The sequence below is a fragment of the Nocardia sp. NPDC102475 genome (assembly GCF_055584605.1).
In genome coordinates this window covers 270493-280812 of the sequence record NZ_JBVJLS010000002.1, presented here as the reverse complement: position 1 = coordinate 280812, position 10320 = coordinate 270493, and the positions used below count along the sequence as shown (strand labels likewise).

The 10320-nt window shown below is 65.8% G+C and carries 11 protein-coding genes; 6 read left to right on the top strand and 5 right to left on the bottom strand.

The window, feature by feature from the left end; all coding sequences use genetic code 11:
• Nucleotides 1-227 precede the first annotated feature (227 nt).
• From cysD to ACZ60G_RS04525, 4 genes are all read right to left on the bottom strand, one after another.
• Nucleotides 228-1157 (bottom strand): sulfate adenylyltransferase subunit CysD, encoded by a 930-nt coding sequence (gene cysD, locus ACZ60G_RS04540; RefSeq protein WP_357470189.1) that lies wholly within the window; start codon nucleotides 1155-1157, stop codon nucleotides 228-230.
• Nucleotides 1154-1888 carry a phosphoadenylyl-sulfate reductase gene (locus tag ACZ60G_RS04535; RefSeq protein WP_465807247.1) on the bottom strand — a complete coding sequence of 245 codons (735 nt, stop codon included), beginning with the start codon at nucleotides 1886-1888 and terminating at the stop codon, nucleotides 1154-1156. Before ACZ60G_RS04535 ends, cysD begins: the two co-directional genes overlap by 4 nt.
• A gap of 14 nt (nucleotides 1889-1902) precedes the next feature.
• The gene (locus ACZ60G_RS04530; protein ID WP_465807245.1) at nucleotides 1903-3702 is read right to left on the bottom strand and encodes a nitrite/sulfite reductase; all 1800 of its coding nucleotides are present in this window, start codon (nucleotides 3700-3702) and stop codon (nucleotides 1903-1905) included.
• Between the two features lie 136 nt (nucleotides 3703-3838).
• Nucleotides 3839-3931: an Ms4527A family Cys-rich leader peptide gene (locus ACZ60G_RS04525; protein WP_357470198.1), complete on the bottom strand. Its 93-nt coding sequence runs from the start codon at nucleotides 3929-3931 to the stop codon at nucleotides 3839-3841.
• Nucleotides 3932-4143: 212 nt separating this feature from the next.
• Between ACZ60G_RS04525 and ACZ60G_RS04520 the strand changes: the two genes are divergently transcribed.
• The 4 genes from ACZ60G_RS04520 to ACZ60G_RS04505 all read left to right on the top strand — a co-directional run bounded on the left by ACZ60G_RS04520 (nucleotide 4144) and on the right by ACZ60G_RS04505 (nucleotide 7256).
• On the top strand, nucleotides 4144-4533 hold the full coding sequence (locus ACZ60G_RS04520) for an SgcJ/EcaC family oxidoreductase (protein WP_465807244.1): 390 nt from the start codon (nucleotides 4144-4146) through the stop codon (nucleotides 4531-4533).
• Between the two features lie 44 nt (nucleotides 4534-4577).
• On the top strand, nucleotides 4578-5783 hold the full coding sequence (gene hemW / locus ACZ60G_RS04515) for a radical SAM family heme chaperone HemW (RefSeq protein WP_465807243.1): 1206 nt from the start codon (nucleotides 4578-4580) through the stop codon (nucleotides 5781-5783).
• A gap of 103 nt (nucleotides 5784-5886) precedes the next feature.
• The gene (locus ACZ60G_RS04510) at nucleotides 5887-6102 is read left to right on the top strand and encodes a hypothetical protein (RefSeq protein ID WP_387290840.1); all 216 of its coding nucleotides are present in this window, start codon (nucleotides 5887-5889) and stop codon (nucleotides 6100-6102) included.
• Nucleotides 6103-6452: 350 nt separating this feature from the next.
• Nucleotides 6453-7256, top strand: a complete 804-nt coding sequence (locus ACZ60G_RS04505; protein WP_465807242.1) for an alpha/beta fold hydrolase — start codon at nucleotides 6453-6455, stop codon at nucleotides 7254-7256.
• 20 nt (nucleotides 7257-7276) lie between these two features.
• Here the strand turns inward: ACZ60G_RS04505 and ACZ60G_RS04500 are convergent, their stop codons facing one another.
• Entirely contained in the window at nucleotides 7277-7783 is a 507-nt protein-coding gene (locus ACZ60G_RS04500) for a hypothetical protein (RefSeq protein ID WP_465807241.1), read from the bottom strand.
• A gap of 258 nt (nucleotides 7784-8041) precedes the next feature.
• Between ACZ60G_RS04500 and hrcA the strand changes: the two genes are divergently transcribed.
• On the top strand, nucleotides 8042-9073 hold the full coding sequence (gene hrcA, locus ACZ60G_RS04495) for a heat-inducible transcriptional repressor HrcA (RefSeq protein ID WP_465807240.1): 1032 nt from the start codon (nucleotides 8042-8044) through the stop codon (nucleotides 9071-9073).
• 93 nt (nucleotides 9074-9166) lie between these two features.
• Nucleotides 9167-10318: a molecular chaperone DnaJ gene (dnaJ, locus tag ACZ60G_RS04490; RefSeq protein WP_465807239.1), complete on the top strand. Its 1152-nt coding sequence runs from the start codon at nucleotides 9167-9169 to the stop codon at nucleotides 10316-10318.
• Nucleotides 10319-10320 lie beyond the last annotated feature (2 nt).

Here is a 10320-nt window from a genome sequence, read left to right as displayed (position 1 = left end):
AGTAGCCTTCTCGTTTGCGGTCTTCCATCGCGGCCTCGGACACTCGGTCGTCACCCGCCCAGGATTGGACACTGTGCGCCGCGCTCGGTCCGGCGAGTAACTCGGAACGCATCAGAAGTAGCCTTCTCGTTTGCGGTCTTCCATCGCGGCCTCGGACACTCGGTCGTCACCCGCCCAGGATTGGACACTGTGCGCCGCGCTCGGTCCGGCGAGCGACTCGGAACGCATCAGAAGTAGCCTTCTCGTTTGCGGTCTTCCATCGCGGCCTCCGACACTCGGTCGTCACCGCGGGTTGCGCCGCGCTCGGTCAAACGGGACGCGGCCACCTCGGCGAGAATCGCCTCGTTGTCGGCCGCGTCGGAAAGAATTGCGCCGGTGGAGGATCCGTCGCCGACGGTGCGGTAGCGCACCGAACGGGTCTCCAGCACCTCACCATCGCGCGGGCCGCCCCAGACGCCGGGGGTCATCCACATGCCGTCGCGCTGGTACACCGGGCGCTCGTGCGAGTAGTAAATGCTCGCCAGATCGACATCCTCACGCGCGATGTAGCGCCAGATATCGAGTTCGGTCCAGTTGCTCAGCGGGAACACCCGGACGTGCTCGCCGGGAGCATGCTTGCCGTTGTACAAATTCCACAGCTCGGGCCGCTGCCGCTTCGGATCCCACTGTCCGAAGGCATTGCGCAGCGAGAAGATTCGCTCCTTGGCGCGCGAACGCTCTTCATCGCGGCGGCCACCGCCGAAGACCGCGTCGAAGCGGTGCTCGGTGATGGCGTCCAGCAGCGGAACCGTCTGCAGTGGATTGCGGATACCGTCCGGGCGCTCGGTGAGCCTGCCGTCGGCCAGATAGTCCTCGACCTTCGCGACATGCAGTCGCAGGCCGTACTTTTCGACCACCTTGTCGCGGAATTCGAGCACCTCGGGCAGGTTGTGCCCGGTGTCGACGTGCAGCAGCGCGAACGGCAGCGGCGCGGGCCAGAAGGCCTTGAGCGCCAGGTGCAGCAGCACCGTGGAATCCTTACCGCCGGAGAACAGGATCACCGGCCGCTCGAATTCGCCTGCCACCTCACGGAAAATGTGGATCGATTCCGACTCCAACGCCGCGAGGGTGTCGAAATCGGTGATGCCCAAGGAACGTGCGCTGATGGTTTCGGTCATGACTGATGCAACCCGCATTCGGTCTTGGCGAGGCCGGCCCAGCGGCCGCTTCGCGGATCGGTGCCCGGCTCCGGCTTCCGTGTGCACGGAGCGCAGCCGATGGACGGATATCCCTCCTCCACCAGGGGATTGACGAGGATGCCGTGCTGTTCGATATAGGCCTGCATCTCGTCGTCGGACCAGGCGGCGATCGGGTTGATCTTCACCAGTCCGAACGCCTCGTCGAACGAGATGAGCGGGGCATTGGCCCGGGTCGGGGCCTCCACGCGGCGGATGCCGGTGACCCAGGCGTTGTAACCGCCGAGCGAGCGCTTCAGCGGCACAACCTTGCGCAACCGGCAGCATTCACCGGCATCGCGGGCGAACAAATCCTTGCCTAGCAGCTGATCCTGTTCGGCCACAGTGCTTTCCGGCCGCACATTGATCACATTCACGCCGTATACGGCCTCCACCGCATCCCGGGTGCCGATGGTCTCGGCGAAGTGGTAGCCGGTATCCAGGAACAGCACGTCCACGCCCGAATGCACTTGGGCGGCAAGGTGAACCAGCACGCCGTCCTGCATATTCGAGGCGACGATGTAGCCGGTGCCGAAGACGTCCTCGGTCCACCGCAGCAAATCCAGTGCCGTGGCGTCGGCGCCGAGTTCGGCCGCGCCTTTTTCGGCGATCGCCCGCAGTTCGTCTTCCGACAGCTTCGCGGGAAGGTCCGCCGTTACTTGATCCGTTGTCACGCTAGTTCTCCCATTTACCGAAGGTCGGCCTCGTCGGCACGAACCGCCCACTGAGCGAACCGTTCGCCGTCCTCGCGGTGCTTGATGAAGTTGCGCACCACCCGTTCGATGTAGTCACCGAGCTCGTTGGTGGTCACCTTGTGCTGACGCAGTTTGCGACCGAAGGCGCTGTCGAAGCCGAGGCTGCCACCGAGGTGAACCTGGAAACCCTCGACATGATTCCCGGCGCCGTCATCGATCAGCTGACCCTTGAAGCCGATATCGGCGACCTGCGCACGCGCGCAGGAGTTCGGGCAGCCGTTGATATTGATGGTCACCGGAACGTCCAGCTGCGCATTGAGATCCGCGAGCCGCTCCTCCAACTCCGGCACCAGCGCCTGGGACCGCTTGCGGGTCTCGGCGAAGGAGAGCTTGCAGAATTCGATTCCGGAGCAAGCCATCAAGTTCCGGCGCCACAGCGACGGACGTGCCTGCAGGCCAAGGGGTTCCAGCTCGTCGATCAGCGCGTCGACCTTGTCGTCGGCGATATCGAGCACGATCAGCTTCTGGTACGGGGTGAACCGGATCCGGTCCGAGCCGTACTTCTCCGCCGCCTCGGCGACCTTGGTCAGGACGGTGCCCGAAACCCGGCCCGCGATGGGGGAGAAGCCGACCGCATTGAGCCCATTGCGCAGCTTCTGCACGCCGACGTGATCGATCGGCTTCTTCGGCTGCTCCGGCGCCGGTCCGTCGATCAGCTTGCGCTTCAGGTACTCGTCCTCGAGCACCTGACGGAACTTCTCGATGCCCCAGTCCTTGATGAGGAACTTCAGCCGGGCCTTGGTGCGCAGGCGGCGGTAGCCGTAGTCGCGGAACAGCGAGACGACGGCCTCCCACACATCGGGAACCTCGTCCAGCGGCACCCACACGCCGACGCGCTGGGCCAGCATCGGATTGGTCGACAGACCGCCGCCGACCCACAGATCCAGACCCGGGCCGTGCTCTGGGTGATTCACCCCGACGAACGCGACATCGTTGATCTCGTGCACCACATCCTGCTGGCCCGAGATCGCGGTCTTGAACTTGCGCGGCAGGTTGGAGTACTCCTTCTTGCCGATGTAGCGGCGCACGATCTCGTCGATCGCGGGCGTCGGGTCGATGATCTCGGTCAGCGATTCACCGGCCAGCGGCGAGCCGAGCACCACGCGCGGGCAGTCGCCGCAGGCCTCGGTGGTCTTCAGCCCGACGCCTTCGATCCGCTTCCAGATCTCGGGAACGTTCTCGACCTCGATCCAGTGGTACTGGACGTTCTCGCGGTCGGACAGGTCGGCGGTGTCGCGGGCGAACTCGGTGGAGATCTGGCCGAGGGTCTTCAGCTGCGCGACGTTCAATGCGCCCGCGTCGCAGCGGATGCGCATCATGAAGTACCTGGCCTCGAGAATGTCGATGTTCTCGTCACCGGTCCAGGTGCCGTCGTAGCCCTGTTCGCGCTGGGTGTAGAGACCCCACCAGCGGAACCGGCCGCGCAGATCGCCCTTGTCGATGCTGTCGAAGCCCTGCTTGGAATAGATGTTCTCGATCCGGGCCCGGACATTGAGCGGGTTGTCGTCCTTCTTGGACTGTTCGTTCGGGTTCAGCGGCTCGCGGTAGCCGAGCGCCCACTGGCCCTCGGCCTTGCGGCGCACCGGCTTACCGGTGCGGACCCGCGGGCCGGCCGCTGCCTCGGTCCGGGGACGGTCCGGGCGGACCCGTCGTTCGGAGGCCGGGCGCTGCGGGCGCGCGTGGGGCCCGGAACCGGGCTGATCCGTGGGACCGGCGTCGGTGCTCGACGTCATGGGGGTCGCTCCTGCTGGGTGAGGGTACATCCGTGCTGAAGGCGTGAGGGGCTGACTCACGCCTGCGGTGTCAGCGGGCCGATGTCCGTCGAAATCGGGGAATCACCGGGCAAACCCGGGAATGCGCGCCGCTGAGCTACCGGAGAGAACCGGGCAGACAGCAGGCACTACAGACGCGCTTGTAGTCGACGTGGCGACGTGCCACAAGTCGTACTCCAGATCCGCGCATGCGGCCTATTGTGCCATGTCAGGGCGGCCCTTCCGACCTCGCGGCCATATTTCCCGCGAAATCGAGGGAAATTCCCTGGACTATGCGGGCCGATTGTGATGGCTGTCATAGTTAGCGGTCGCAATGCGTCGCATGATTCGTCAAGATCATCGCCGGTGAAGCGAGTCACTCGTATTGACCTCGAGCTAGGTCGAGGTAGCAAGCTCGGTGGCATGAGTACCGATACCGATCTGGACGCCATTCGCGAGGTCGTCGCCACCATCCAACATTCCCAGCAGAACGAGCTCGTCGACGAATTCGTCGGTCTGTTCCGCGAGGACGCCATCTGGACGACCGGAGGCGGCAAGCGGCTGTTCGGCCGTGCGGCCATCGGTGAGTTCACCGCCCAGGTGCTGCCGGGTGCGATGCGGGACGGTACCGCGACCTACGAGGTCGAGTATGTGCTGTTCATCCGTCCGGACGTGGCCGCGGTCAAGGTGGTCCAGCGGTACTTCGACGGCGCGGGCCAACTGTCCGGTCAGGGCTCGCCGATGTACGTCATGGCCAAGGAGGACGGACGCTGGCTCCTCACCGCGAATCAGAACACCGTGGTCGCCGACTGAACCCGCCCGCAACGGCCCAGGGGAGCGGCGGTCACACTGGAGGGGTGAGTTCCGCCGCCGCCCCAATCGAAGCCGAGACGCCCGCCCTGGTGCTGCGCGACTTCGGCGGTGGGCCGTTCGGGATCTACATCCACGTTCCGTTCTGTGCCACACGCTGCGGATATTGCGATTTCAACACCTATACCGCGGGCGAGCTGGGCAGCTCGGCGTCGCCGCAGTCCTGGCTCGAAGCGCTGCGCGGTGAATTGGCGACGGCGGCCGAACGGTTCGCTGCGCTGCCGACCGCCACGCCCGAGGTGGCGACGATCTTCGTCGGCGGTGGCACGCCGTCACTGCTCGGCGGTGACGGCCTGGCGGACGCGCTGGACTCGGTGCGCGCGAACTTCACCCTCGCCGCCGATGCCGAGGTGACGACCGAATCCAATCCGGAGTCGACCTCACCGGAGTTCTTCGAACGCATCCGCACGGCCGGATTCACCCGGGTATCGCTCGGCATGCAATCCGCGGCCCAGCATGTGCTGAAGGTGCTGGACCGCACCCACACGCCGGGCCGAGCCGTCGCCGCGGCGAAAGAGGCTCGCGCTGCCGGATTCGACCATGTGAATCTCGACCTGATCTACGGCACCCCGGGGGAACGCGACAGCGATCTGGACGCGAGCCTGGACGCGGTGCTGAGCGCGGGCGTCGACCACGTCTCGGCCTACTCGCTCATCGTCGAGGACGGCACCGCCCTGGCCCGTCGCGTGCGTCGCGGCGAACTGCCGGCTCCCGACGACGATGTACTCGCTGCCCGCTACGAGCGCATCGACTCCCGTCTCAACGCCGCGGGCCTCACTTGGTATGAGGTATCCAATTGGGCCGCAGGCGATTCCGCGCACTGTCGGCACAACCTCGGCTATTGGGACGGCGGTGACTGGCTCGGCGCAGGACCCGGCGCGCACAGCCACGTCGGCGGCGTGCGCTGGTGGAATGTCAAACACCCTGCGCGCTATGCCGATATCGTCGCGCGCGGTGGTTTTCCCGCGGCGGGCTGGGAAACGCTCACCGCCGACGAACAGCACACCGAACGCGTCATGCTCACCGTTCGCTTGCGCACCGGTCTGCCGCTGAACGAGTTGGCCCCAACGGAATCCGCCGCGGCAAGCCGAATCATCGCCGACGGTCTGGCAGTTCGCTCCGGCGACCACCTGATCCTCACCGACCGCGGCCGCCTACTCGCCGACGGCGTCGTTCGAGACCTCCTGACCTGACTCTGACTTGTCCTCACTTCACGACCGGGTTCATGGATGCCGCCCGTTGCGCTATCACAGATCGGTAAAGACGCGTAGGCTTCGGACCAACCCAAGGAGTCTTATGCCATCGGCACGACACATCACCCTTATCTCTGAGCAGAGCGAGTTCGCCGAGGCGCGTGCCGCCGAGAAGGCGGAAAACGCGAGACAGTGCGCGATAGCTGCGAGGACGGTCGCCAGCCATGCCGAGGACGCAGCGGATTGCGAGTCCCTGCTCGCCATGCTCGGCCTGGACGCACTGGCGGGCAAGATGGTGAGAACCGTGTCCGAGCTGTAGCTGCGGGCTCGTCCGCCCCTGCTTCGTGCCGCCTCGAGGTGTCATCCGCCGCAGCGGCATCCGCCCCCGGTACAAGCTGGTCACTACCTCGCGCAACGTCGACTGTGTGCGAGGTAGTCACTCGCTATGTCGAGGTGCTCATACCTTTGCGGCAGCGCAGAGTGGGCATCACAAGCGCTCGGGGGTGGTGAGCTTCACGTTGTGGTGCCCCATTCGGGCCGGTTGATGAGCAATCGGCGGTGCTCACACACAGCGCCGTAACCAACTGATCAGTCCGTCTTTCTGTTGGGCGCGGCAAAAGGTGACAACATCATGAGCCGACAGCATCAACGACGACAGGCAGGACTCTGATGAAAATCACCCGTAGTCTCCGCGCCTGCATCGCGGCGCTCACCTTGGCTTTCACGCCCGTCCTCGCGGTCGCCCCGGCGACCGCCGAATCCCTCCCGACGATCGTGCTCGTGCACGGGGCCTTCGCCGACACCACGAGTTGGAACGGCGTGGCCGCGACGCTGCGCGACCACGGTTATCGAGTGGTAGTTCCCGACAACCCGCTGCGCGGCCCCGCCAACGACGCCGCGGCCGTCCAGCGAACACTCGACACCATCTCCGGACCCGTTGTCCTGGTGGGCCATTCGTATGGCGGCTTCGTCATCACCAATGTCCACGACCCGAAAGTCCAAGCGCTGGTCTACATCGCGGCCTTCGCCCCAGTGCAAGGCGAAACCGGTCTCCTCGAACTCAACCCGATCAGTTTCCCTGGCAGCCAGTTACTGCCCCCGGCGCTCCAGGTACGCGTCGTCGACGATCCAAATGGCTTGGCAGGCAAGAACATCGACGGATACGTAGCCCCCGACTACTTCAATTCCATCTTCGCCCAAGACGTATCCCCCGAAGTAGCCGCCGACATGCTCGCCCACCAACACTCCCTGGCCGTATCCGCCAACATCGAACCCTCCGGCGCTCCCTCTTGGTCCGCAACCCCCAGTTGGTACCTCGTCTCAGCCAACGACCGCATAATCCCCCCTGCCTCCCAACGCTTCATGGCAAACCGCATGGGTGCCCACACCAGCGAAATCGACGCCTCCCACGCCTCCCTGGTCTCCCGCCCCACCGAAGTCGCCGCCGTAGTAGAAGCCGCCGCCGGTCGATAACTAAGGTCCGATCGCCGGGCCTAATAGGTGAGCACTTGGTAAGCGCCGAGCACCATGGCCAGGATCGCTATGGAGGTGAACAGCAGCCAGCTGATGATGCCTGGGATCCAGCGCTGTGGTTGTGGTCCGAGTCGGCCCGGGTTGCTGACGGCCATGGATGCCCGGGAGTAGGCGCGGGTCTGGTGGCCCGCGGTGACCGGAACCATGATGTCGGCTGGCATGGGGTGGCTGCCGAAGCCGGACCAGGGCGCTCGCCATGGTGGTGGTCCGACGCGCAGATGGTGCAGCCCCGGTTCGGCCGGGATGAAGGTGACGCCCCAGCCGACCTGCTGTGGCACATGCTGTCCATCGAGTACGACTTCCGGGCGGGTGAACAGATACGCCAAGACCCTCGGCATGCAGGACGCCACCAAGGTGATTCCGGTTTGCGCAGGTTCCGGTTGGAAGCGGGGCATCGGATCGTTCTCGTCGACGCCGTGCGCCAGGATGAAGTTGAACGGCAGGGGGGTGCCTCGGTAGGGCGGCATTGTCAACTGCTTCGAATCCCCCTGTCACACTGGCTGCGCGGCGAGGTCAGCAGTCGGATCTCGCTCCGGCGCAACGTCAGTCGGTCCCGAGGGATCTGGATCACAAGCGTCCATGGTGTGCGAACGGGCAATTGTCGAATAGGCAATTAGACTGGATAAACAGACGTACCTAGTAACCTGCATCGAATTCGGGTCGATGCGGACGGTGCGCACGTGACCGTTACGACGTACCCGAGTACGAGCGAGGAGGTGGGGCCCATGTCGAGCACCGAGGATCGGCGCTTCGAGGTCCTGCGTGCGATCGTCGCGGACTATGTCGCGACCAAGGAGCCGATCGGGTCGAAGACCCTGGTGGAGCGGCACAACCTCGGGGTATCCAGCGCGACGGTTCGCAACGATATGGCGGTGCTGGAGGCCGAGGGCTACATCACCCAGCCGCACACCAGTTCCGGTCGCATTCCGACCGACAAGGGCTATCGGCAGTTCGTCGATCGCATCTCCGAGGTGAAGCCGCTCTCGTCGGCCGAGCGCCGGGCGATCATGGAATTCCTGGAGTCCGGCGTCGATCTCGACGACGTGCTGCGCCGCGGTGTTCGGCTGCTTGCTCAGCTCACCCGTCAGGTCGCGGTCGTCCAGTATCCGACGGTGTCGGCCTCCACGGTCCGCCACATCGAGGTCGTCGCGCTGAATCCGGCACGGTTGCTGCTGGTCGTGATCACCGACACCGGTCGCGTCGACCAGCGTCTGGTGGAACTCGGCGCACTCATCGACGATCAGGACCTCGCCGCACTGCGCGGCATGCTCGGTGGTGCGATGGACGGCAAGCGCCTGTCCGAGGCATCGGCGGCCGTCGCCGAACTGCCCGAGCGGGCGCCGGTGCGGCTGAAGGATGTGCTGGTGCGCGTCTCGACCGTGCTCGTCGAGACCCTGGTCGAGCATCCGGAGGAGCGGTTGGTGCTCGGCGGCACCGCCAACCTGACCCGCAATGCCGCCGACTTCGTCTTCCCCGGTTCGTTGCGCGATGTGCTCGAGGCACTGGAGGAGCAGGTGATCGTGCTGAAGCTGCTCGCGGCCGCCCAGCATCCGGGCACCATCACGGTGCGCATCGGCGAGGAGACCCAGGTCGAGCAGATGCGCGGAACCTCGGTCGTGTCGACCGGCTACGGTGCTGCGGGTGCGGTGCTCGGCGGTATGGGCGTGCTCGGTCCGACCCGGATGGACTATCCGGGGACCATCGCATCGGTCGCGGCCGTTGCCCGTTATATCGGTGAGGTGCTCGCGGAGCGCTGAGGGCCCCCGTCGCTGATACGCTCGATCCTCCGGCGGATAAAGTTGAGTGCATCCGACTAATGCTGTTGCAAACCAAGGACTAGAGAACTCAAAGTGGCACGGGACTACTACGGACTGCTCGGCGTTGCGAACAACGCGACCGACCAGGAGATCAAGCGCGCCTACCGCAAGCTGGCGCGGGAGCTCCACCCCGACGTCAACCCCGACGAGGCGGCGCAGGCCAGGTTCAAGGAAGTGTCGACCGCCTACGAGGTGCTGTCGGACCCGGAGAAGCGGCGCGTCGTCGATATGGGCGGCGACCCGCTGGAGTCCGGTGGCGGCGGCGCGGGTTTCTCTGGTGCCGGTTTCGGCGGGCTCGGCGACGTCTTCGAGGCCTTCTTCGGCGGTATGAGCGGCTCCAGCGGGACGCGCAAGCCGCGCGGCCGGGTGCAGCCCGGCGCGGATTCGCTGCTGCGGACCCGACTCAGCCTGGCCGAATGCGCGGTCGGTGTCACCAAGCACCTGACCGTCGACACCGCCATTCTCTGCGATATCTGCCACGGCGCAGGCACCAACGGCAAGTCCAAGGCGGTGCGCTGCGAAACCTGTGGTGGTGCGGGTGAGGTCCAGTCCGTGCAGCGGTCGTTCCTCGGTCAGGTGTTGACCTCACGTCCGTGTCCGACCTGTCGCGGCGCGGGCGAGACCATTCCCGATCCGTGCCACAAGTGCGGCGGCGACGGACGGGTGCGAGCGCGTCGCGAGATCGCCGCGCCGATTCCGGCCGGTGTCGCCAATGGCATGCGGGTGCGGCTGGCGGCGCAGGGCGAGGTCGGCCCCGGCGGTGGGCACGCGGGCGATCTGTATGTGGAGATCGTCGAGCAGCCGCACGATGTCTTCGTTCGCGACGGCGACGATCTGCATTGCACCATCCGGGTGCCGATGGTCGATGCCGCGCTCGGCACCACCGTCGTCATCGACACCATCCTGGACGGCCCGACCGAACTGACCATCCCGCCGGGCACCCAGCCGGGGGAGATCTCGGTGCTGCGCGGCCACGGCATGCCGCGCCTGCGCTCCGGTGCGCGCGGTGATCTGCTCGCCCATCTGGACATCGTGGTGCCGACCAAACTCGACGCCAAGGCCACCGATCTGCTGCGCCAGTACAAGGGCATGCGCACCGGTGATCGGGCCGAGGTGATGTCGGCGCAGTCCGAGCACAACAGCGGCCTGTTCGCCCGGCTGCGAGCGTCGTTCAGCGGGCGATAAGC

Excerpts from the sequence above, each read along its gene's own strand:
- cysD (WP_357470189.1), bottom strand. The coding sequence starts at position 1,157 with ATGACCGAAACCATCAGCGCACGTTCCTTGGGCATCACCGATTTCGAC.
- ACZ60G_RS04530 (WP_465807245.1), bottom strand. The coding sequence starts at position 3,702 with ATGACGTCGAGCACCGACGCCGGTCCCACGGATCAGCCCGGTTCCGGG.
- ACZ60G_RS04525 (WP_357470198.1), bottom strand. The coding sequence starts at position 3,931 with ATGCGCGGATCTGGAGTACGACTTGTGGCACGTCGCCACGTCGACTAC.
- ACZ60G_RS04520 (WP_465807244.1), top strand. The coding sequence starts at position 4,144 with ATGAGTACCGATACCGATCTGGACGCCATTCGCGAGGTCGTCGCCACC.
- ACZ60G_RS04510 (WP_387290840.1), top strand. The coding sequence starts at position 5,887 with ATGCCATCGGCACGACACATCACCCTTATCTCTGAGCAGAGCGAGTTC.
- ACZ60G_RS04505 (WP_465807242.1), top strand. The coding sequence starts at position 6,453 with ATGAAAATCACCCGTAGTCTCCGCGCCTGCATCGCGGCGCTCACCTTG.
- ACZ60G_RS04500 (WP_465807241.1), bottom strand. The coding sequence starts at position 7,783 with ATGCCGCCCTACCGAGGCACCCCCCTGCCGTTCAACTTCATCCTGGCG.
- hrcA (WP_465807240.1), top strand. The coding sequence starts at position 8,042 with ATGTCGAGCACCGAGGATCGGCGCTTCGAGGTCCTGCGTGCGATCGTC.